The organism is Paenibacillus sp. FSL H8-0332, from assembly GCF_037963835.1.
Taxonomy (GTDB): domain Bacteria; phylum Bacillota; class Bacilli; order Paenibacillales; family Paenibacillaceae; genus Paenibacillus_AQ; species Paenibacillus_AQ rhizoplanae.
On sequence record NZ_CP150145.1, the window covers coordinates 152897 to 177436 of the forward strand.

Here is a 24540-nt window from a genome sequence, read left to right on the forward strand (position 1 = left end):
TATGAAATACAACAGAAGGCTGCCAGAAGCGCAACTAGACAAATTCTAGTGCACAAAATGCAATCACTGCTAACGCAATCACTCATACACGAGCGGATGTATCAAAGTCACTCGCATCATTCTATTCTACGGAACCTTCAGCAAGGCTTATAGGGGCCGCTCCGCAGCACTCTTGCTGAAGCACAGCCGCGTAATGAATACGTACATTGATATTTTAGGAGGAGTAAATATGAGCAATTATTATTTTGATTCAGGTAAATTTATCATCGAGCAGTTCCATGAAGGTAAGCCGTTCGCCAGCTTCCTGCCCGGCCTTGCCGGACTGAAGGGGATACCGATGTGGACGTTCTATGTGAACCGCGGCCAAGGGATCAGCAGCTTCGGCGTGCGGGACAAAAACTCGCCGATCATGGAGTTCTCGCCAGCCAATATCTCCTACAAGAATGTAACATCGACCGGCTTCCGCACCTTCATCAAGCTGAAGGGGGCAGCGGAGATCTATGAACCGTTCCAGTCGGCCCGCCCGGACCCGGCAGCCAAGCGGATCATGACGATTCTCCCGAACGGACTGACCATTGAGGAATCGCATGCCGGACATGGACTGAAGACCACGGTCCACTACTTCAACCTTCCGGGGGATGATTATGCCGCGCTGGTCCGTCAGGTGGAGATTCAGAATATCGGGGGAGCTGAGCTTGAGCTTGAACTGCTGGACGGTCTGCCGGAGGTGCTTCCATTCGGGGTGGAGAACAGTAACTATAAGGAGATGGGGAACCTGCTCCGCAGCTGGATGGATGTGTTCAACCTGGAGAACGGAATTCCGTTCTACAAGCTGCGTTCCAGTACGAATGACGATGCGGAAATGAGCTCGATTGAGAGCGGACACTTCTATCTTTCCTCCACGGGAGAAGGGGAGCAGTTGTATCCGATCGTGGATTATGAAGTGATCTTCGGCGGGAATACTTCACTGACCTATCCCGACCGCTTCGCGGCGCTTCCGCTGGCCGGGCTGCTGGCACAGGCGCAGTATCCGGTCAACAAGGTGCCGTGCGGATTCAGTGGGACTGCCAGAACACTTGCCCCGGGGGCTTCGCTGAAGCTGAACACCATCATCGGGCATGTAAATGATATTGCCCGGATTAATGAACGGACGGCGGAGTTGTGCCGTGAGGAGTATTTTGCCGCCAAAGCCCTTGAAGCTGCCGCTCTGACCGAGGACTTAACTGCGGATATTGCTACCCGGACGTCCTCGCCGATATTCGATGCCTATTGCCGCCAGTCGTATCTCGACAATCTACTGCGCGGGGGGTATCCGTTTATCTTCGACAATGGGGCTGAGGGCTTCGTCGTACACCTCTACTCACGCAAGCATGGCGATATGGAACGGGATTATAATTTCTTCTCGCTGGCTCCGGAGTATTATTCGCAGGGCAACGGTAACTTCCGTGATATGAACCAGAACCGGCGTAATGATGTCTTTTTCCATCCCAAGGTGGGCAGCTTCAACATTAAAATGTTCTACAGCCTGATTCAGGCGGACGGCTATAATCCGCTCAGTGTGCAGGGCACCAGCTTTGAGATTCTGCCGGATGCTGGGGATAAGCTTAAGGCGTGGCTGGCCGGAGCGCTTGAAGGCGATGATGAAGGACTGGAGCGGCTGCTGGCCGGGCGCTTCACGGCAGGCAGTCTGATTAATTATATTGCCGATCATCAGATTACGCTGCAGATTAGCGAGCAGGAGTTCCTCAGCGGTGTGCTTGCCCTGTCACAGCAGAATATTGAAGCCGCCTTCGGGGAGGGCTTCTGGTCTGATCACTGGACGTACAATCTGGATCTGGTGGAAGGCTATCTCGATATTTATCCTGAGCGCCGCGGGGAGCTGCTGTTTGGGGATGAGACCTACGCGTTCTACGACAGTGCGGCGTATGTCCTGCCGCGCAGCGAGAAATATGTGATCAGCGGCGGCAAGGTCCGGCAATTCGGAGCCTTGCTTGAGGATGATGAGAAGCTGCACAAGCTGAAGCGGAAGGCCTCTGATACCCAGTGGCTGCGGACACAAGGCGGACATGGGGAGATCTACCGGACCAGCTTGTTCGTGAAGATGCTGTCGCTGGCCCTGAACAAATTCACCACTCTTGACCCGTACGGCATGGGTGTTGAGATGGAGGCGAACAAGCCGGGCTGGAATGATGCCATGAACGGGCTGCCGGGACTGGTTGGCTCCGGTATGAGCGAGACGCTGGAGCTTAAGCGGATGCTGGTATTCATGCTGGAAGCACTGGAGAACACTGCGGATCTGCCTTCAGCCGTGGCACTTCCAGCGGAGATAGCGGCGCTGCTGACGCAGGTAGACCCTGCTGTAACTGAAGTGCTGGACGGCTCACTGGATTCATTCCTGTATTGGGACCGCGTGGCCTCGGCACGCGAGGCTTACCGGGCAGAGATCCGCTTCGGGATTACAGGCGAGACCGCCGATTGGTCCCTTACGGTGATCCGCGATATGCTGGCCTTGTGGCTGCGTAAGGTGGATCAGGGTATTGAGCTTGCGGTGACCATGGGCAATGGACTGGTTCCGACCTACTTCCGGTTCGAGGCTACACGCTTCCAGCCGGTCACCGATGAAGCCGGAGAGCCGGTAATCAGCGGTTATGGACTGCCGAAGGCCAGAGTAGAGGCGTTCGAGGCTTCCGCTCTGCCGTATTTCCTGGAAGGCCCTACCCGTTGGCTCAAAACCCTGGACAATAAGCAAACCGCCAAGGAAATCTATAACAAAGTGAAACAAAGCGGCCTGTTCGATCCGGTTACCTCCATGTACCGGACTTCGGTGTCGCTGGAAGCGGAAACGCATGATATTGGCCGCATCCGGGCCTTCACGGCGGGCTGGCAGGAGCGGGAATCCAACTTCCTGCACATGTCCTATAAATATTTGCTGGAGCTGCTCAAGGCGGGGCTGCATGAAGAATTCTATAGTGAGCTGAAGACGTCACTGATCCCGTTCCTTGATCCGGAGGTCTACGGACGCAGTACACTGGAGAATTCCTCCTTTATCTCCACGGGCGGCAACCCTGACCCGCATACACACGGACGGGGATTTGTTGCCCGCCTGAGCGGCTCCACGGCCGAGTTCCTGAGCATGTGGAGAACGATGATGGCAGGCAGCAGCCTGTTCGCTACCCGGGATGGCGAACTAACGCTGGCGCTGCATCCGGCCCTTCCCGGCTGGCTGTTCGACGAGCAGGGAGAGGTCTCCTTCAAGCTGCTGGGCAGCACGGAAGTGACGTATGTGAATCCGCGTCATGCGGATACCTTCGGCGACAGCAAGGCGGTTATCCAGACGCTTGCACTGACCTTCCGGGATGGCGCGGAGCGCGTAATTACCGGCGGCTTGCTGCGCGGTGCAGATGCCGAGGCCTTGCGGCGGGGGGAGATTGCCGCGATCCGAGCGGTGATGGAATAAATGTGGCCTGCAATTCCAGTACAATAAGACATAGGAGGAGGCCCGCCCGGGTCTCCTCCTATGTCTTATTGTTGAATTGGCGGCAAGCGCAAATGAGGAGCAGAAGTGCACCTGCGTGGAGGGCTCCCCTACTCCAGCCGAAAAATGAGCCCCTAAATACGAAAAATGAGGCCTTTTACCGGGTACCTAAAACGCATACAATAAATACATAGAGATGAAAACGCTTTACAATAAAGATAGGTATTTTGGAGGTCCATACGATGGAGAACAAACGTAACACCAAGCCGAATCCGGCCATGGGGCCGTTCATTCCGGCGTCAATCGAAACCGGTTCAGGTCGCAAAAAACCACTGTGGAGGAAGTTTGTAGCCCAGCGTCATCTGCAGACCATGGCCCTGCTCGGCGTAGTCTGGATGATCATTTTCAACTACATTCCGATTTATGGCTTGATTATTTCCTTCAAGGAATATAACATCGTCAAGTCGATTGCCGAAGCTCCATGGGTAGGGCTGGAGCATTTCAGAGAGCTGTTCGCTGATGAGGATCTGCCGAATGTCATCCGCAATACGCTCGGCATCAGCTTAATCAAGCTGTTCATCGGTTTTCCGCTGCCGATCCTATTCGCCCTGTTTCTCAATGAGGTCCGTTCCATCAGATACAAGAAGGCTATTCAGACGATCTCCTATCTGCCGCATTTCCTGTCCTGGGTTGTGCTTGGCGGGATTCTGGCCACCTGGCTGGCTGATGTAGGGATTATCAACAATATTCTGCTTGCGCTGAACCTGATTGACAAGCCGATTACGTATCTGGCAGAACCCAGTTACTTCTGGACGATTATTATTACTTCCGACATTTGGAAGGAGCTTGGCTGGTCCGCCATTATCTATCTCGCGGCCATCGCCGGCGTATCTCCGGAAATGTACGAAGCGGCAACGATTGACGGAGCGGGACGCTTCCAGAAAATGTGGTTTGTCACACTGCCGTCCATCCGGGCAACGATCAGCATTCTGTTCGTTCTGGCCGTCAGCGGGGTACTGAATTCCAACTTCGACCAGATTCTGGTCCTGCGAAACTCGCTGAATGACAGTGCTTCTAACGTAATTGATTACTATATCTATCAGACTGGTATTGTCTCCAACCGCTTCTCCTATTCTGCGGCGGTCACCCTGGTCAAAGCGGTTATAGCACTGATTCTGCTGCTGATTGCCAACCAGGTATCCAAAAAAATCAACGACACGTCGCTGTTCTAGGACAAGGAGGACCTATATATGTTTGCTCTAAAACGTAAAACCAAAGGTGAAGCCATCTTTGATATCGTCAATAATCTGGTCATGCTCTGCGTCTGCTTCCTGACGCTGTATCCTATCTGGTATGTGCTGGTCAATTCCTTCAATGACGGGAACGACGCCATGCTGGGCGGCATCTACTGGTGGCCGCGGATGATCACGCTGAAGAATTTCGAGGCGGTATTCGCAAGTCCCGGTATTATGCTCGCCATGGGAATTACGGTAGCCAAGACAGTGCTTGGTGTCGCTGTCCACGTATTCTTCACCGCAATGGTGGCGTATGCTTTATCCCGCAGGGATCTGGTAGGCGGCAAAATCTACATCCTGATCGGCACTGTTACGCTGTTCTTCAACGGCGGTCTGATTCCGACCTTCCTGCTGAACCGCGATCTTCATCTACTGGATAACTTCCTGGTCTATATCATTCCGGTGATGTTCAGCTTCTTCGATCTCATTATCTTCATGACCTTCTTCCGGGAGATTCCTGATGGTCTGGAAGAGGCGGCCCGGATTGACGGGGCCAACGACTGGTCCATCTTCCTGCGGATCGTCCTTCCGGTCTCCATGCCGGTCATTGCGACCATTGCGCTGTTCCACGGCGTGTATCAATGGAATGATTATTTTGCCGGAATTATCTATATTAACAATGTGGACCTGCAGCCGATTCAGACGTATCTGTTCCGTGTAGTCGCCCAGTCAAGCTCCAATACAATGATGGTGGCTGTCCAGGGTAACGCGGCAACAAGGTCGGTAACCTCCCAGTCCATCAAGCTGGCAACCATGGTTGTCACTACGCTGCCTATCGTATTCGTCTATCCGTTCCTGCAGCGTTATTTTGTCAAAGGCATGATGATCGGCTCCATCAAGGGCTAATCATCTCCTTGCTACCAGGTAACTCCTCCAGCGCCCGGGTGTCTTATGGGCAACGGGGTTGAGCTTATAATTATTATTTTCTAGAAAAGGGGTAAACAAATGGTCATGAAACATAAGCCAAAGAAAATGGGTCTGCTGCTCGCAGCAGGACTAATGCTGACCTCCCTGGCGGCAGGCTGCTCCAGCAGCAATAACGCAACGGGGAGCAATAAACCGGCGAATGCGGAGGCTACCAAAGCACCGGCCACAGAAACAGCAGCACCTGCACTGAACGCTGATGAGCCGGGCTGGAAAAGCGATACTTCACCGATTACCTTCGACTGGTATCTGAACTTTGCCTGGTTCGCCAACAAGTGGGGCGTTGACCCGACTTCGCAATATATTACCAAGAAGACCGGCGTTAACCTTAACTTCATCGTTCCTGCCGGCAATGAGAATGAAAAGCTGAATACGCTGATTGCTTCCGGCAAGCTGCCTGACTTCATCACACTCGGCTACTGGGAAGATGCGATCAAAAAAATGGTGGAAGGCGAGCTGGTGCTTCCGCTGAACAAGCTTGCTGAGGAATATGACCCGTACTTCTTCAAGGTCTCGGATAAAGATAAGCTGGGCTGGTACACACAGCCGGACGGCAACGTCTACGGCTATCCTAACTCTTCCTCTTCTCCTGCCGACTACGAAAAATATGGCGATACTTATGTTTCGAACCAGACCTTCGCGGTCCGCAAGGATATCTATGAAGCGATCGGCAGCCCGGATATGCGCACACCTGAAGGCTTCCTCGGCGCCCTGAAGGCAGCCCAGGAGAAATTCCCTGAAGTGAACGGACAGCCGCTGATTCCGCTTGGTCTGCATGAGTTCACTGAGAATGGAAATGATTCCCTTGAAGGCTACATTCAGAACTTCCTGAACATTCCTTGGGAAAAAGACGGCAAGGTCTACGACCGCGAGACGGACCCTGAGTATGTCCGCTGGATGAAAACTCTCCGCCAGGCGAACCAGGACGGACTGCTTGCGAAGGATATCTTCATTGACAAGCGTGCTCAAATGGAAGAAAAGATCGTACAGGGCCGCTACTTCGCCATGCTCTATCAACGTACAGACTTTGCTTCCCAGCTCGGCACTATTTTCCAGAAGAACCCTGATCAGGTCTACATTGCAGTAGACGGTCCGGCCAACACCAAGATGGATCAGCCTGCACTGAACGGCCCTGGGATCTCCGGCTGGACAGTAACCCTGATCTCGAAGGATGTTAAGGATAAGGCGCGTGCGATCAAATTCCTCAGCTATCTGAACAGTGAGGAAGGCAATAAGGATCTTTATCTGGGCGAAAAAGGGGTCAGCTATGATACAATTGACGGCAAGGACCAGTTCCTGCCTGAAGCGTTGAAGCTCATGAACTCAGACCGTTCAGCCTTCGATAAGCAATTCGGCTCCTCCTTCACTTTCTGGATGATGCAGAATACGAATATCACCGACCAGTGGAAACCGGAATCCGTTGAGCCGTTCAAGCAACTGGAAGACTGGACCAAAGGCAAATCGATTAATACTTCGGAGTTCCAGTTAATCGATCCTACGGGTAACTCACCGGAAGGCATTGTTGCCACCAAGCTGAAACAGCTCCGCGGCAAAACGATGCCGAAGCTGCTGATGGCTGATTCCGATGCAGAATTCGACAAGATCTGGACGGAATATATTGCGAAGAAGGATAAGGAAGGTCAAGCAACCTTCGATGCCTACCGCCAGACGAAATATGAAGAGAACAAGAAAAAACTCGGAATGTAAGTTTTTAAATAAAAGACCCAATGGCCCGCATACTGCGGGCTTTTGGGCTATTTTCAAGAGGTGGGCATGAGAGAGAGAACAGGAGCATTATGGCACTCCTTCCACTACTGGTGGGGGCGGAGGTCACTGCAGAGCCGGCTGATTGCGGCCTATATCTTCATTATTCTGGGACCCAGCCTGCTGGTGTCCTTCTATTCGTATAAGGAAATCAACAACACCTATATGCGGGATTCAATCGAGAAGAACAGCTATCTGCTGCAAATGGAGAGAATGCATGTACTTAACCAGATTGAGGCAATGGAACGGGCCCTTCAGATGGCGTATAACGATAAAAGCGTGCGGGATTACCTGATCAGTGAGGACGATCCGACCCTGGGCGAGTTGATCGACTTCAATACGACTACTTTTTTGAATTTCAGCCAGATTCAGTTCAATAACCCCAACATCGAGCATCTGTATCTGTTCTCTGCCAGTCCGAATGTGTATGAGCTGTGGCCGGTTATTTTCCGTGAATCCCGGGTCTCCATGGAGCCCTGGTTCCAGCAGGCCATGAGACTGGAAGGAAGGCGGAATCTCTGGTCCTTTCAGAATACGGACATCGATCTGATGCAGCGTTTCTCGGGAGGAGCCGGGGAAGGTCAGCCGAAGGTATCTGTGCTGCGGGAGATCAGTATTCCGGCAGGGAATCATATCGGGATGGTTCAGGTAGATATGCTGCTGAGCAAGTTCACGCCCAAGACTTATACCTCTGTGCAGGATAACGAATCCCAGATGGTCATTGTAGATGATGCGCTGAATCTGTTCACGCGTACAGATAACTCCTTCCTGACCACTGATTCCGGGCTGAGCGCAGCGATCAAGGAGCGGCTGTCCGTCTACCGCAAGACCGGGGAATGGGAGATGGATTACAAGGAGAACGGGAATTCGTACCTGTTGATTCAAGCGCCGGTGGAGCAAATTGATGCCTCCCTGGTCACTGTTGTCTCGATGAAAGGCCTGATGAAGGATATTTCGCGGACCCGTAATTTGATTATCGGGGTGAATATCGGCTTTATTTTCCTGGTTACGGCGATTACCTATGTGCTGAATGCATTCATTCTCAAGAATCTCCGCCGCCTGACAGAGACGATGAAAAAGGTGCGCCGGGGCGAGCCGTATGGCAGTATTAAGGTTAGCGGGGGCGGAGAGGTCGGAGAGCTGGCGCATCATTTCTCCAAGCTCATGAATACGATCAATACGCTGGTTGCCCAGGCGGTCTATAAGCAGGCGCTGTCCAAGGAGGCAGAGCTGCGGACTCTGCATAATCAGATTGATGCCCATTTCCTCTACAATACGCTGGAGAATATCAAGATGCTGGCCGAAATTGAGAACCAGCGGACCATCTCGGATGCACTGACCCGCCTGGGCGGGATGATGCGTTATAATTTCAAGTGGACCGGGGAATATGTGAAGCTGAGAGACGAGCTCCGCCATATCGAGAATTATATAGAGGTCATGAATATCAGGTTCGAACACACCATTCAATTGGAGCTTCATATTGACAGCGCTTATCTGGAAGTGGAGGTGCTTAAGATGTCCTTGCAGCCGATTGTGGAGAACAGCGTGAAGCATGCCTGGAATGCAGACGGTGTAGAGTTAACGGACCGGATTGTGAAGATCGAGCTTTCAGAGGCGGAGGGGGATATCTTCATTGTCCTGCGCGATAACGGGCTGGGGCTGACGCAGGAGCGGCTGGTGGAGCTGCATGAGGCGATCTATGCGAAGGAAGAGCCTGGAGCGGATGCTTCCGGGATCAGCAGCGGAGGCTATAAGGCGGGAGGCGTCGGGCTGCGCAATGTGCATCAGCGCCTGCAGCTCTTTTACGGGGAAGCCTATGGGCTGGAAGTGCAGAGCGAAGCAGGGAAGTGGACAGCGGTGTACATGTCTCTGCCCAAAGTTCTATTGACGGGGGATAATCAGCGATGACAAATCTGATGATTGTGGATGATGAGAGAATGATCCGTCAAGGTCTGAAGGTGATGATCGAACGGGAATATCCGTCGGTCTACAATATATCGATGGCGGGAAACGGTGCAGAGGCACTGGAGCAGTACAAGCAGGAGCGGCAGGATGTGATTATCACCGATATCCGGATGCCGATTATGGACGGGATTACGCTGCTGGCGCGGCTGTCTGCGGAAGCAGGGGCGGGCGGAGCTCCGGCTGTGATTATTCTCAGCGGCCATGATGATTTCGAATATGCCAAAAGCGCAATCCGCTACCGCGTCAAGGATTATCTGCTGAAGCCGATCCGCCGCGAGGAGCTGTTCGAGATTCTCGAGCGGATTGCCAGTGAAGGGGCGGAGCGGGAATCGAGCAGCCATAAGCAGTTGCAGGAAGCAGAGGGCTACCGCCGCGAGCTGCGGGCGGCCCGTCTGCGCAGCCTCCTGATGCAGCAGGAGGGCGAGGTATCGGCGGCTCAGGAGGAGGAGCTTGCGGGGCTTGCGCTGCCTTTTACAGTAGGGGTGCTGAACTATCATCACAGTGACGGTACACGGATGAAGCCTGGAGAGGTGCAGGGGCTGCTGGAGCAGCTGGGCGGACCGCTGGAGCACAAATTCACGGAGATTCTGACGGACGGGGACGGGAAGCTGGTGCTTGTCGGAGAGGGGGAGAGCTTCCTGGAGCTGGCAAAGAAGGCCGAATCCAAGGAGCTTACGCGGCTGCTGCTCGGAATCAGCAGAGAGAGTCACAGTGCGGAGCAGTTCCGCACCTGTTATCTGGAGGCTTGCCGGGCGCTGCAATATACCTTTCTATCGCCGCAGGCCAGCTTCGTGGACTATACGGATATTCAGGCTGGACGGCTGAGCTTCCCGCTCCCGGAGGAGGAGCTGCGGAAGCTGCTTAATATGCTGGGAACCGGGCGGGAGAAGGAGATCAAGGCGCTGCTTGGCGTTATTTTTCAGACGGAGCATCTGCTCAGGCTGGATCTGAGTTACCTGGAGAATGTAGGGCGGAGTATGAATGAACGTGTACTGGATGAGGTGTTCCGTACGCATGGCGAAGCTTCGGTGGAGGTGCTGAAGCTCTACCGCCTAGTAGGCAACCTGCATAATTTCCGCCATTTCCACGACTATTACCGTGCGCTTGAGCATCTGCTCCTGAGCGTTAACGATTATATTATAGGCATCAAATCCGCTCATACGGAGCATGCCGATATGGAGGAAGCGCTGGCGTATATCGAAGCGAATTATGCCCGTCCGCTGAACATGGCGATGGTCAGTAATTATGTGTCCCTCAACTATTCTTATTTCAGCGAGGCGTTCAAGGCCTATACCGGGGAGAGCTTCGTGCTGTATCTCAAAAAAGTCCGCATCCGCCACGCCAAAGAGCTGCTGGCCGATAACCGGGTCAAGCTGGCCTCCGTCTCCGAATCCGTCGGCTTCGAGAACAGCAAGCAGTTCGCGCGGGTATTCAAGGAACTGGAGGGCATCTCCCCCGGGGAATACCGGGCGAAGCTGCTGATGGGGCGTTATCCCGGCCAGGCTGAGGATAAGGAGTCTTAGGGCTGGAGCAGATGCAGGAATGATAGCGGGTGAAATAGAAGGGACGGGTGGCAACGCTGCCGGTTCTGGTCTATGATAGGAGAGATGAAAGGCTAGGAGGTTACTTACATTGGAGGAAGTACAAGGAACACTGATTACGGTGGATATGCTGGCCGCAGACTTCCGGCAGTTGGGCGTTCAGGAAGGCATGACACTGCTCCTGCATTCCTCCTTCAAATCACTCGGGCAATGGGTGGCAGGCGGACCGGTTGCCGTGATCCTGGCGCTGGAGCAGGTGCTGGGCGAGGAAGGGACGCTGGTGATGCCGACGCAATCCGCGGATCTGACCGATCCGTCAGGCTGGAGCAGACCGCCGGTGCCGGAGGCCTGGTGGCCGGAGATCCGGGAGCATATGCCGGCGTACGACCCGGACCTGACACCTCTTCGCGGCATGGGGATTATCCCGGACTGCTTCCGCAAGCAGCGGGGCGTGCGGCGCAGCAGCCATCCGATTGATTCTTTTGCCGCCTGGGGGATGCACCGGGATGTCATTATTGACGGCCATGGCCTGGAATATGCCTTCGGAGAGCGGTCGCCTCTGGCCCGGATCTATGAGCTGGGAGGAAGCGTGCTGCTGCTTGGCGTAGACCATGGGAACAACACCTCGCTGCATCTGGCAGAGCACCGTGCGGATTATGCCGGGAAGCAGGAAGTGATCGCAGGCGCTCCGATGCTGGTGGACGGTGCCCGGCAATGGGTGGAGTTCAGTGATTACAACTGGAATTCGGATGATTTCGCTCAGCTTGGCGCGGACTTTGATAAGGAGACCGGGCGGATTGCCAAGGGCTTCATTGCAGCGTCGGCGGCGCAGCTGGTCCCGCAGCGGGAGATTGTCGATTATGGGGTGAAGTGGCTGGAGCGCAGCCGCAGGTAATTATCGATACATACCAGGTAAAGGGGAATCGGAATTCATGACTACTACGGTGTATATTACAAGACACGGACAGACGGAATGGAATGTGCAGAAGCGGATGCAGGGCCATCAGGATTCGCCGCTTACGCCGCTGGGCGTCCAGCAGGCGGAGTGGCTGAGCAAGAGCCTGCTGGACGTCCATCTGGACGCGGTCTATGCCAGCTCCAGCCCCCGGGCGCTGCGGACGGCTGAGATTATCAGGGGCGGGCGGGAGATCCCGCTAACCGCCTATGATGAATTCAAAGAGATTAACCTCGGCGTCTGGGAAGGCCGGGAGGCTGGTGAACTGGAAGAACAGTACCCGGAGCAGCACCAGTTGTTCTGGAGCGACCCGGCGCTGTTCAGCATCCAGGGCGGCGAGACCTTCGCCGCCGTGCAGGAGCGTGCGCTCGGCAAGCTGCGTGAGCTCATAGACCTGCACGAAGGCGGCACGATACTCATTGCCACCCATACGGTAGTAGTGAAGGTGCTGATGGCTTATTTTGAAGACCGGGCCATGGAGAAGCTGTGGGATCTGCCCTACATCCACCCTACCTGCCTATGCAGAATTGATATTATTGGCGGCGTGCCGGAGATTGTGCTGCACGGAGATACCAGTCATTACGTAACCGCTCAGGGCGGCCTGGAGTCCTGAGTAGCAGTTAGTGGATAGCAGCACAGCAGGTGCAGTTACGATAAACAGGCGATGCGCATGTGGCATCGCCTGTTTGGCGTGGGGCGGGGTGGGATGGCGTAGGGGCATGCGTGGAAATCCTGCACGAAATACAACAATGCAGCTCCCACTAGCCTCGAATCGCCCGAATTCCTGCAAAAGTTGCAACAATGTGCCGTAACCAGTAACAAATTTAGAAAAATCCTGCACGAAGTGCAATACTGTGGCTTGATAGGGGTGGCTTGCGCGGAGATCCTGCACGAAATGCAACAATGCAGCTCCGACTAGCCTCAAATCGCCCGAAATCCTGCAAAAGTTGCAACAATGTGCCGTAACCGGTTCGGCCCCCTAATTATGGAGACATTCTGCTAAAAACTCGTGTTTTCGCAGGATCTTGTTTACAGCTTTATTTCTATCGGTTTTAGCTTGCCTGCTTTCCATGCGGCGTGGTATTGCTTGGGGCTCATGCGCTGCAAACTGCCATGAAAACGGCGCTCGTTGTAAAAATTAATATAAACTGCGACCGCTTCATAGGCTTCTTCAAACGTTTCAAAGTACCTTTTCGTGTACAAATCTCTCTCCAAAATACTGTGAAACGACTCAATGTAGGCGTTCATATTCGGCGTTTTTGGAGGAATCCGCTCATGCTCCAGAGGACGCTGCGTTTCCGCACACAGCTCGCCAAAGACGTCGCTTAGGAATTGCGGGCCGTTATCGGAACGGATCACCGGTGAGGGATCTCCAGGCTGTAAACGTCGGCCCAGCGCCTCCCTTAACGTGGCACAGACTTGCTTCGCTGTACAGCTCGCGCCCACGTGGTAGCCGACGATACAGCGGTCAAACACATCAATCATATCAAAGATAAAAAAGAAGCGGTCGTAGCCATGAATGTATCCATATTTAATGTCAATCTGCCAGAGTTGGTTGGGGCCGGTGACCACTCGATTTCGCGCTAAACGTCGAGGGTATTTTAGGTTCCTCACCGGCTTTTTCTGAAGCAATCCGAGCTTCTTGCACAGCCGGTACGCCTTCTTGTGGTTGAGGATTAAGCCCTGCTGGACCGATAGGGCATACGCCAGGTTCCGGTAGCCATAGCCGTTCTCCTCGCCCTCTACCAGCTCACTCAGCCACTCCTCGATCTGTAGGTCACTGACCCGCAGACCGCCGGTAGTGAGGGAATAGGCGGGGATCGGACGACCCGAAGTCACGACCGCATCCGGGGCACTCCAAAGCCCCAGGAAACGTTTTTTATGCGCATAATAGGTGGAAGGTTGAACCTCCACGATACGTAGAACCAGTGTAGCCGAATAACCCCGCTTTATCGCTTCGTCGGCCAGTTCGAGTTTGTCTTGTAAGCGGGGTTGGCTTTTTTTAAGAGTTCACGCAGCAGTTCGATTTCCAGATCCTTTTCACCCAATAACTTAATGGCCGTCTCCATCTTCGTCTCCAGATCTTGGACACGCTCCGCATCTTCAATCCGTTCTTGGACGGACGGAGTGGCCTCTTCTCCAAATCGTTCTTTGTAGAACTTCACCCAATTGGCAATGGTGCTGGGAGAGACGGAATACTTTCGGGCCAGGAAGGAAACCTTGGTTCCATTGATCGCTTCTTGGGCTACTTTGATCCGCTGTTCGTCATACAACTTGTTGCTTCTCATCGGCTCCACTCCCTCTTCTTAGTGTACCTCTTACATGTCAAGGTCTCCACTTTGATTAGGGGGCTTAAGAGTAACCAGTAACAAATTTAGAAAAATCCTGCACGAAGTGCAACACTGTGGCTTGATAGGGGCGGCCTGGGCGGAAATCCTGCACGAAATGCAACAATGCAGCTCCGACTAGCCTCAAATCGCCCGAAATCCTGCAAAAGTTGCAACAATGTGCCGTAACCAGTAACAAATTTAGAAAAATCCTGCACGAAGTGCAACACTGTGGCTTGATAGGGGCGGCCTGGGCGGAAATCCTGCACGAAATGCAACAATCCAGCTCCCGCTAGCCCCGAATCGCCCTAATTCCTGCAAAAGTTGCAACAATTCGCCGTAACCAGTAACAAATTTAGTGAAATCCTGCATAAAGTGCAACACTGCGGCTCGATAGGGGCGGCTTGCGCGGAGATCCTGCACGATGTGCAACGCTGGAGCTCCATAGAAGCGACCTGGGCAGATATCCTGCACGAAATGCAACAATGCAGCTCCTTAAGGTCTATCTACATAGAGATATCGCCCGCCAGCGCAGCCTCCTGGCGCTGGCGGTCCCGCTGCTCCAGCACAGACAGGTCGCCGTCCAGCGCTTTCAGGCCGGGCAGGCGCATGGCCACTCCGGCGTATAGCACCGGAAGAAGGCCTGCGGCAAGCAAAAGCACAGGAACCCCATACAGCTCGGCGACCGTACCGGCTGCCAAGGCGCCAATCGGCGACAGGCTCCCGCCAATCAGGAAGCGGACCGAGTTGACCCGGCCCTGAAGCTGACCGGGCACGAGCCGCCCGTGCAGAGAGGAGCTTAAGGAACTGAAGAAGGGCCCCATCAGTCCGGCGGCGAATACGGCGAACAAGGCGAAGGCATAGCTGGGGATGAAGCCCCACAGCATGGTGACGATGCCCGACAAGCCCAGGCTGCCCAGCATGACAGCGCGCCGCTGCTTAATCTCGCCCATCAAGGAGATGACTCCGAGTCCGGCGAGGTAACCAAGCGCAGAAGCTGTAGATAGCGTGCCTACAGCCGCCGCATCGCGGTGCAGCACTTCGCGGACATAAGGGACCATCATCGTCCATATGGCGGTGGAGCTAAGATTGCTGACGGCAGCCATCATCATGATCGTCAGCATGGCGGGGAACCGCCGGTAGAATGAGAAGCCTTCGGCCACCTCCCGCAGATAGCCGGACACGGAGACGGCAGCTGCAGGCGGCCCGGCGGGCTTGCCCATCCGGGGCAGCCACAGCAGCATAGCAATGGCTGCCATATAGCAGACGGCGTTGACCCCGAGTGCCGGCAAGGCGCCGCTGGCCGCGGTCAGGATGCCGGCAAGCGCCGGTCCGAGCAGCACGGCAGCGCCCTTGCAGCCGTCAATGATTGCGAAGGCGCGCATCAGCTTGCCGGTCCCGGTGATTTCGGGGATGACAGCCATGGCCGTCGGCAGGAACAGCGCCGAGCAGGCGCCGCTCAGGCTGGCGGCAGCGAACAGCTGCCAGAGCTGGAGATGGCCGGCGAGGCCCATGCCGAGCGGAAGCAGGAGCGCCAGCAGCCGCAGCACGGCGAGGCAGGCCATGAACCGCACGCGGGGCAGCCGGTCGGATAGCGGCGAGCCGAGCAGGCGCAGCACTTGCTCGGGAATCATGGAGCTGAGCGCAAGCGCCCCCATCGCTACCTTGGAGCCAGTCAGGTCATAGACCAGCCACTCCATGGCCAGCAGCCCAAAGGCATCGCCGAAGGCGCTGAGTGAAACCGTGGATAACAATCCGTAATAGCTCCGTTTCTGCAACCCGCTCACCCCTTCAGATAGTCCTCAATATGTCCGGGCAGATCATCCAGCGCCTCCAGCCGCAGGCTGTAGGAGACACTTTTGCCGCTGGTGTGAACGATGACCAGACCTGCTGCGCGCAGCGCGATCAGGTGGTAGTGAATCGTGCTTTTGGACAGCTGGACCGCCTTCACAATCTCCGTGAAACTCATCTGACTGCCGGTAAGCTGCCGGAGAATGAACAGCCGGGTCTCATCCGATAACGCCCGGGTAAGCCGCAGCAGCGCGGCAGCGGGCCGTCCTTCTTCAGCAGGGAGCGCATCGCAGGAGTAGCTGGTGAACACAAACTCATCATATTGAGAGGAGATGACCAGCGGTCGGGCATGATATTGCGGAGTGATAATAACCTGCTTCAGCGTCTTAGGCGGATAGAGCCGCATCCCTTCGGTAGCTGCCTCGTAGACAGCCATATCATTCGTGCCGTCCAGCATCGCTGCCCGTGCACTGGCCTCCTGCCGCAGCCCTTCCATAATGGCCGGATCAATGCCACTGAAATAGCTGTCATTCCACACCCGGATCACTTCAGCCGCAGCATCCCTTAGCCCGGCAAGATTCGCAGGCACACTCTGTCCGAACCGCCCGGCAATGTCGTATAGGTCCCCCGGAGACAGCTCCTCGAACCAATGCAGAAATTCCTCCGCCGTACGCTCTCCGGGACAGCTCCAGATGTAGGGGGAGAGACTGAAATTATCCGTGAGCTTCAGCACCTCCTTCATACGTTGGAGCATGACAGGGGCGAACTGCGTCTGGACCTGGCGGACCCAGGAGGTCCCGGCATCCATAGCCGTATGATTTTGCTTGCCGATAAAAGCGTTCAGGCTGGTAATGCATTCATAGACAGGCGCGAAGTCTACAGTTACTTTATAATCCATAAGGAATTCCTGCTTTCTGGTATAGTTGAGATATTTTTGTTCTATAAACGTAGAACTTATTTTAGTTTTATAATAAACGAACAATACCTCTTTGGCAAATGATTCTTTTTTGGCGGAGGAGTAATCTTTGCTTCACAAAAAAAGGCGGTTCCCGCAGCGCATCATGCGCCTTGGGAACCGCCTTTACTGATTTAAATCTCGTATAACGCTGTAGCGTGCGTTAGTTAATGAATTGCAGCGACTTCAGGGTCTTCTCCAGCATCGTAGCCGCTTCTGCACGGGTAGCCAGCTTCGCCGGAGCGAACGCACCATCAGGGGTTCCCTGGATGATGCCAGCGGCGGCGATCTCTGCTACCGCTGCTCTGGACCAGGCCGGGATGCTTGAGGCATCGCGGAATTTAGCCAATACAGCCGGATCGGTCGTCAGGGTCTTGCCGGTGTATTTCATAGCTTTGGACAGGACGGCGGCCATCTCTTGCCGGGTAATCGGACTGCCTGGCTTGAAGCTGCCATCCGTATATCCGGTAATCAGGCCTGCGGCAGCGGCTGTCTGCACAGCCTCTGTGTACCATGCGCCTGCGCTAACATCCTTGAAGGCCGTTCCTGTTGCTGCCGGGGCAAGGCCCAGGGAACGGGTGATCAGTACCGCGAACTCTGCCCGTGTTATGGACTGCGCAGGCGAGAAAGCGGTGCTGCTGGTGCCGGTAATCACCAGCTTCGAGGCCAGCAGTTCAATGGCGGATTGTGCCCAGTGTCCGGTAGTATCTCCGAAGGTCTTGGACGACTTCACCACAGTATAATAGCTGTTGCTGTTGCGCTTAATCGTTACTTCCGTATGTCCGTCTGCCGGATTTGCGAAGACCGAAGGCACAAAGGACAGCTTGCCTGTGGCCGGGTCAAAGGCGACACCGGTCGCACCCTTGGCATCAAGTGCACCAGTGGCCGTGATTGTCCGCTTCACATAAGTGTTGCCGAAGCTGTTCAGCGGCACGCTTGACTGACCTGCCTGGGCACTGACGCTGAATTCAATGACGGGTGCAGCAACGGTGATCGTACCTGCCTGTGCGGCGATGGCCTTGTTCAGGCTGTCCAGTACAGCGGTATCTGCCTGAAGCAATGATACGGTAATTGTGAAATCACTGGTGCCAAGCTGGGCGGCTAGAGCCGTTCCGTTAATAAGACTCAGCGGCAGGGAATAGGAAGCACCGCCGGTAGAGATGAAGGTCAACACTGTGTTCGGATGTGCCGCCGCCTGCTGCACTAGGACACTGCCTGGCAGCACAGCCTGTGCGCCGCCTGCTGAAGCCGTGAGCGGGAGCTTCAGCTCATTCGTACCGGCAGGCAAGGCTGCAAGCTGAGCGGTGAGATCCGCTGCAGTAAACGTCGTTACCTGCGGCGGTACTCCTGTGGTGGCTGCCGGACTTGGAATCGGAGTGGCTGTCGGGGTAGTACCCCCGGTTCCACCCGGATTAGATCCGCCCGGATTGGTAGTTGGTGCCGGGGTTGGAGTAATAGTCGGACTTGGAACGGCGCCCATCAGATCGGTGATCCGTCCTTCGACGCTCGAAGTCACCGGTTTATGCTTCTTCAGATAGGCCAGCAGGACTTCGAAGTCGGGAAGACCCAGTTCATAATAACGTCCATCCGCCTTGGCTGAAGCCAGCGCGCGGTAGAAGTCTCCACCACCTGCCATGAAGGAGTTCGTAGACAGAATGTAATAGGCTGCCGGATCAATCGGCAGGTAAGAGCCGTTTGCCTGTTTGATTTCTACGGAGATTATGCGTTCTCCCGCTTGCGTGACCTTGCCGGTTAATGAATCGATAATCTCCGGCTTCTTGGTGGAATCATACGAATATTTCATCCCTGAGACATGGGCGAACCGACCCTGGTCGGAAGCCAGGCCGCTTACTGCGTTCTCCAGGGAGGAGATGATCTCTGCACCGGTGACTTTCAGAGCTGCAAGTCCATTGCCGAACGGCAGTGTCGTCAGCACTTCGCCCATGGTGATATCGCCTGTATTGATGGCTTCGCGGATACCTCCGCCATTCTGGATGGCAACAACGCCCTTGATGGAGGCGAGGTCAGAGGCTGACACGAAGCTTGGCATCAGCTCCGTAACCTTTTCCGCAATACTGTCGGCGATCATATTGCCGATGGGAGTCTCTTCCTTACGAACAACACGGACAGACTTTCCGTCGATGATGCGGTGAGTGTAGAGATCTACAGAAGAGTAGCCTACAACCTGGTTGCGGACCGTTGCCAGCTCAGCATCAATCGGGGCTAGCATTTTTTTGGCAGCAGGGTCTTCACCGAACAGGTTAACATCCAGCAATTTCCCCTGATAGGCTTTAACCTCACCGTTCTTATCGAAGGTAACATCAAGCTCACCGAGGAACTGGCTGTATTCGCCGGTTTGTACAATCAGGACCTTCTTGTCCGTACCTGCAATCACCACAGGAGTTGGAGGGTTGTCGATCTTCGTGTGGGAATGTCCGCCGACGATAATGTCGATCCCCGGAACAGCTTTGGCCAGCTCCTGATCCACGGTGTACCCCAGATGGGTGACGGCGATAATCTTGTTGATGCCCTGGGCTTCGAGCGCCTGGACGGTCCGCTTCGCGCTTTCTACATGATCTTTGAAAATAATCTTGTCGCCAGGAGACGCGAGGCCTACAGTATCCTCAGTCGTCAAGCCGAAGATTCCGATCTTCTCTCCATACACGTCCTTGATGACGGAAGGATAGATATGACCGTCATTGGCTGTGCTTTTGGACTCATCGGTCTCAAGAATACCAGTCATCTCGTGATAGAGGTCAGCAAGCTCACTATTCTTGGTGGTGAAATCAATATTGGAGCTGGCGAATGGGAACTTGGCCGCCGTAACGAAATTCCGCAGGATTTCCGGATTCTCCTTATTCATATCAAACTCATGGTTGCCGAAGGTCATCGCGTCATAGCCGATATTATTCATGAACTTGATGTCTGCCTGACCCTTGAACTGGTTGAAATACAGTGTTCCGGAGAAGACGTCCCCCGCATCCAGCAGCACCGTATTGCCTGTCCGTTCGCTGCTGATGGCTGAGGTCCGCTTGGTGATATTCTCCAGATGGCTATGGGTATCGTTTGTATGCAGGACCCGCAGATTGAAATCTGTCGTGCCGAAATCAATCTGTGCCAGCAGCGGATCATGGTCGCTGATTCGGATGCCGTCGGCATCAGATACAGTGCCTTTCGGATAATCTCCCGGATCTGCAAAATCGGCATTAACATGCACGATATCAAGCTTGCTGGCAGAAGCCAGTCTGTTATTGACGAGGATATGATCCAGCGTCTGGGAGTTGCCCTGGAAGTTGTAGGAATACCGTTCATTCAGCGGCAGGTTGTTTACCAGATTCGTAAGCGCACTGCCCTTGAGGATATTCAGCGTGTCTGAGAACTGGAAGTCATTCAGATCGCCGAGCACGACAAGATTGGCATCAGGGTTCTTCTGAAGCACATCCTCAGCGAAGCTGCCTACTACCTTGGCGATCTTGGCCCGCTGAACTTCAGTCGAGAAGACCGGAGGCTGAACGGAGCCGAACAGATAGTTGTCGCTGCTCTTGGAGTTGAAGTGATTAGCAATCACGACGATCTCTTTGCCCCCGAAAAGGAATTCGGCAGCCAGCGGCTTGCGCGACTCCTTGAAGGCTTCATTGCCCGGATCAATGCGTCCAGGGTTCAGGCTGAGGCCGGCGCCGGCGCTATAGCTTACAGAATCAGTGGCTGTACCCGGTGTGCCTGGCTTCAGCGAGACGCGGTTCTTGTTGTACAGGAAGCCGGAGCGGATATTGCCGTCCGGAACGCCGCCATCTTGGTTGTTCAGCGGTGCGATATCCGTGAAGCGGTAATCAGATGCACCGCCGTCAATGGCTTTAATGGCGGCAATCAGCGCTGTATAGCTCTCGCTGGCATCCGTTCCGCCTTTGCCGGTTCCATCATTATCCTGCACTTCTGTCAGGCCGATGATGTCCGGTGTTTTGAGATTGACCACGATATCCTTGGCGACATTGGTGATTTTGGCCGGATCATTCTGCTGGGAGAAGTTCTCAATGTTAAAAGAAGCGATGTTCAGCTTATCCGCATCTCCCGGGGAGAGCGAGGTCACTTCTCTCTTAAGCTTGCTTGGGGAGACGTCTGGCAGGCCGCCTGTTTCCGTAGAAATCAGGAATTTGCCGAAATCATAAGTCAGAATACCGGTGATATTGCCCAAGAATTGCTGGCCTGTAGTGAGCACCGGGGCAGTCTTCACCGAGAGAATCAGGCGCTGCGGGTTAAAGTCGGCACCCGTCAGTACCAGTCCACCGGCAGGGGAAGTTACTTCAGTCGTGTTGCCCGTACCGTTGACGGTCACTACCGGAATCTCAAAGGTACTGCTGGAAGCATAGTAGACTGCCGGGCCCACCGTGGTCGGCTTGGCAAGATCCAGACGCATGCCTTCCAGGCTCTCATAGAAGTCGATGGCATCGGTGGCTGGCTCGAATTTGGCCGGATTCAGGCCATCATCATCGATTACAGCCGTTGGGATGAGACGTCCGCCAGTACCCAGCAGGGTTGGGGCCGGAAGCGGATTAGCGCTGCTGACAACCGTGGTTTGGCTGGCGGTAATCTGTGTGGTGGATAATTGTCCGGTGCGGCCAAATTCCTTGACAACTCCGTCTACCGTGACAGCATCGCCTGGTTTAACGGCACTGCTTTTTCCCTTCTGATAGATTTGGATGGCTTCCGAGGTCTTGATATCAGTATCCATATCAGCGGCTGCAGACTGGATGTAGAAGCTGTCAGCATCCTTAATGTAGGTAACAATTCCCTTGACTTCAGTGACCATAGCATCCACGTAAGGGGAGATATGTCCTGCGCCTTGAATCTGGTTAATCTTAAGACCTGCCAGTGCAGGGGCGACGCTGTATTCAAAAGTGGATGTTGGACCTTTCTCAGAATCGGATAATGAGGCATAAGCTGTAATCTTAAGAGAGGTAATATCGGAGTGAACGGTGATTGGGGCAGTATACAACTGCTCTGCCACTTCTGCTGTAGTACTCTTGTTGGCGTAGACGCTGTAGTACACGCTTGCCGTTACGGAGGTGTTTAAAGTAATCTTTGATCCTGTAGCGATCTTAGTGCCTGAGGCAGGGGATGCAGTAACCGGGGGAGCTTGAGTGGCCGCAGTGGCCGCAACCCTATCGGCTGCTATAATCGGCTCTGCCGAGGCCGTCCCCGAGCCTGTAGACAATCCCGGGAAGATCCCGGTTAATAGCAATGCTACCGCCAGGAATAGACTGAGCGGCTTCTTGCATTGTGAAGAAAGTTTCATGTGAGTATACCTCCCCATAAAATATCATTCGTACTCTATTATAATAGAGATAATATGAATCTAGTGCAATTTTTCGGCAATATTTGTTAAAATCGCATAAAAACGTAGAGGGAAATGATGAGATGTATAAAATTTTAAGGTGTTTTAGATGAAGTTAGCTACATTTTCTGAAACTATGTAAACTGCATGTTACTTTTATGCTGAAAACGGCTATTCTTCCTATAAAGGAGGAGAGCCGTTTCTTTGTTGCTTAGGAAATTATAATTTTCGTCTGTTGTGGATAGGGTGCACATAGAGTTGAGGTTAAGCGGCAGTCTTTGAATCACCGGAATAATGAGCTTGGATTGTATGCGCAAACAAACATGTCTTTGAAGGCACAACTAACGCATGAAAATGAGCATTGGGTGGTGTGGAGGCACGTGAGTGAAATGTAAGCGGAAAACCGAATATGATGTGTTGGCGGGAAGGTGTGTGGGCTGCATGAAGCCCGAAGTGAACAAAAAAGGGGCACTAATGCCCCTGAATTCGCCGGGTGTCCCAAAAGTGGGCGGATGAGTAGCCGGTGGTGGTTAAGGTGAGATTACTTGTGTTCGATCCGCTCCACCCCGCCCATATAAGGCTGCAGCGCCTGCGGGATATAGATCGATCCGTCCTCCTGCTGGTGATTCTCCAGCAGCGGAATCAGAATGCGTGGAGTGGCCACCGCTGTGTTGTTCAGGGTGTGGCAGTATTGCAGCCGCCCGTCTTCATCACGGTAGCGGATGCCCGAGCGGCGGGCCTGGAAGTCGAGCAGATTGGAAGCCGAGTGGGTCTCCCCGTAAGCTTCTCTGCCCGGCATCCAGGTCTCGATGTCATACTGTTTATGGGTCTTCATCGCCATGTCTCCGCTACAGACAGCAACTACCCGGTAGGGCAGCTCCAGCAGCTGAAGAATATGCTCGGCATTGCCGAGAATCTCCTGGAGCATCTGCTCCGATTCTGCCGGATCGTTCTTGCACATGACCACCTGCTCGATCTTCGAGAACTGGTGGACCCGGTACAGCCCGCGCACATCGCGGCCCGCCGAGCCAACCTCGCGGCGGAAGCAGGCCGACATCCCGGCCAGCCGCAGCGGCTGATCCAGCTCCAGAATCTCATCGCTGTACAGTGAGACCAGCGACACCTCCGAGGTGCCGGCCAGCCAGCGCTTCTCTCCAGTCAGCTCGTAGGTCTGATCCATGCCGCCGGGGAAGAATCCGGTCCGCTCCAAGGCCTCTGGCCGGACGATCACGGGCACATCCATGACGGTGAAGCCGCGCTGCATCAGCACATCCAGGGCCAGCCGCTGCACAGCGAGGTGCAGCAGCAGACCGGCTCCCTTCAGCACATAGCTGCGGGGGCCGCCGGCTTTGACCCCGCGCGGAAGGTCGAGGATGTCGTGCAGCTCTCCGAGCTCGACATGGTCCCGCGCGCGGAAGCCGAACACCGGCAACGTGCCATGCCGCCGCAGCTCCACATTCGCGCTGTCATCCGGCCCGATCGGCGTATCCGCCGACACGGGATTCGGCGCTTCCAGCAGCAGCTCCCCGCAGCGCCGCTCCGCTTCCGCCAGCTCCGCCTCCAGCAGCGCGAGCTCGCTGCCGATACCTCGCACCTGCTCCTTCACCCGCTCGCCGCCTTCGGCGTCGCCCTGGCGCAGCAGACGCTCCACTTCCTTCGTCAGCGCGTTGCGCTCTGCCCGGCGCAGCTCCGTCTCCCGGCGGGCCAGCCGCCGCCGGTCATCCCACTCCAGAAGTTCCTCCAGGGGGAACTTCAATCTTTTCCACTCGGCAGTCTTCCGTACAATGTCCTCATTCTCCCTGATCCAATTCATATCCAGCATCTGCATCCGCTCCTTAAGTGTGGGTAAAAAAACGCAAAAAACGCCCTCATCCATGGGACGAGGAGCGTCAGCTCGCGGTGCCACCCAGGTTGACCCATTCACGTTAAGCAACTCTAATGCACGGAATAAGGCCCTCTTTGGTCTTCGCGGTAACGGGCGAAACCCGGTAAACTTAGGGAACAGGAAGCTGCTCCGGTCGCAGACGCCTCGCGGTTGGATGCCGGTCGTTGGCCTGGTCGGGATATAGGTTTGCCGTTTATTATAACCAGAGGGGCAGCGGTTTGCAAGCATAAGAGGGGTTTGACAATATTCCTTGTACTCTGCTAGGATTATTACTAATTTGAAGTATCAGTGTCCGGTGCAGTAGCCCGGCATATCCTATAATAGCGGACGG

14 protein-coding genes are annotated in these 24540 nt (G+C 54.6%); 8 read left to right on the plus strand and 6 right to left on the minus strand.

Annotated features, from left to right (window positions below; genetic code table 11):
• Positions 1–229 precede the first annotated feature (229 nt).
• The 8 genes from NST43_RS00680 to NST43_RS00715 all read left to right on the plus strand — a co-directional run bounded on the left by NST43_RS00680 (position 230) and on the right by NST43_RS00715 (position 12532).
• Positions 230–3457 carry a cellobiose phosphorylase gene (locus NST43_RS00680; RefSeq protein ID WP_339221873.1) on the plus strand — a complete coding sequence of 1076 codons (3228 nt, stop codon included), beginning with the start codon at positions 230–232 and terminating at the stop codon, positions 3455–3457.
• A gap of 260 nt (positions 3458–3717) precedes the next feature.
• Positions 3718–4707, plus strand: a complete 990-nt coding sequence (locus NST43_RS00685; protein ID WP_209994716.1) for an ABC transporter permease subunit — start codon at positions 3718–3720, stop codon at positions 4705–4707.
• 18 nt (positions 4708–4725) lie between these two features.
• A complete protein-coding gene (locus NST43_RS00690) occupies positions 4726–5616 on the plus strand; it encodes a carbohydrate ABC transporter permease (protein WP_209994715.1) in 891 nt (296 codons plus the stop codon).
• Between the two features lie 99 nt (positions 5617–5715).
• Positions 5716–7401 carry an extracellular solute-binding protein gene (locus tag NST43_RS00695; protein WP_339221876.1) on the plus strand — a complete coding sequence of 562 codons (1686 nt, stop codon included), beginning with the start codon at positions 5716–5718 and terminating at the stop codon, positions 7399–7401.
• A 66-nt stretch (positions 7402–7467) separates the two neighbouring features.
• The gene (locus NST43_RS00700) at positions 7468–9366 is read left to right on the plus strand and encodes a histidine kinase (protein ID WP_339221878.1); all 1899 of its coding nucleotides are present in this window, start codon (positions 7468–7470) and stop codon (positions 9364–9366) included.
• Positions 9363–10946 carry a response regulator gene (locus NST43_RS00705; RefSeq protein WP_339221880.1) on the plus strand — a complete coding sequence of 528 codons (1584 nt, stop codon included), beginning with the start codon at positions 9363–9365 and terminating at the stop codon, positions 10944–10946. Before NST43_RS00700 ends, NST43_RS00705 begins: the two co-directional genes overlap by 4 nt.
• 109 nt (positions 10947–11055) lie before the next feature.
• Positions 11056–11859: an AAC(3) family N-acetyltransferase gene (locus tag NST43_RS00710; protein WP_339221882.1), complete on the plus strand. Its 804-nt coding sequence runs from the start codon at positions 11056–11058 to the stop codon at positions 11857–11859.
• A gap of 37 nt (positions 11860–11896) precedes the next feature.
• On the plus strand, positions 11897–12532 hold the full coding sequence (locus NST43_RS00715; RefSeq protein WP_339221883.1) for a histidine phosphatase family protein: 636 nt from the start codon (positions 11897–11899) through the stop codon (positions 12530–12532).
• Between the two features lie 416 nt (positions 12533–12948).
• On the opposite strand, the gene NST43_RS00720 is transcribed toward NST43_RS00715, so the two are convergent.
• The 6 genes from NST43_RS00720 to serS form a co-directional block, all read right to left on the minus strand.
• Complete coding sequence (locus tag NST43_RS00720; protein ID WP_339225308.1) at positions 12949–13887, minus strand: IS3 family transposase; 939 nt, start codon at positions 13885–13887, stop codon at positions 12949–12951.
• A complete protein-coding gene (locus tag NST43_RS00725; RefSeq protein ID WP_039310863.1) occupies positions 13869–14207 on the minus strand; it encodes a helix-turn-helix domain-containing protein in 339 nt (112 codons plus the stop codon). The genes NST43_RS00720 and NST43_RS00725 overlap by 19 nt, the downstream gene beginning before the upstream one ends.
• 545 nt (positions 14208–14752) lie before the next feature.
• Positions 14753–16024: an MFS transporter gene (locus tag NST43_RS00730; protein ID WP_339221885.1), complete on the minus strand. Its 1272-nt coding sequence runs from the start codon at positions 16022–16024 to the stop codon at positions 14753–14755.
• 5 nt (positions 16025–16029) lie between these two features.
• Positions 16030–16935: a winged helix-turn-helix domain-containing protein gene (locus NST43_RS00735; RefSeq protein ID WP_339221887.1), complete on the minus strand. Its 906-nt coding sequence runs from the start codon at positions 16933–16935 to the stop codon at positions 16030–16032.
• A 220-nt stretch (positions 16936–17155) separates the two neighbouring features.
• The gene (locus NST43_RS00740; RefSeq protein ID WP_339221889.1) at positions 17156–22285 is read right to left on the minus strand and encodes an S-layer homology domain-containing protein; all 5130 of its coding nucleotides are present in this window, start codon (positions 22283–22285) and stop codon (positions 17156–17158) included.
• Positions 22286–22865: 580 nt separating this feature from the next.
• A complete protein-coding gene (serS, locus tag NST43_RS00745; protein ID WP_339221890.1) occupies positions 22866–24146 on the minus strand; it encodes a serine--tRNA ligase in 1281 nt (426 codons plus the stop codon).
• Positions 24147–24540 lie beyond the last annotated feature (394 nt).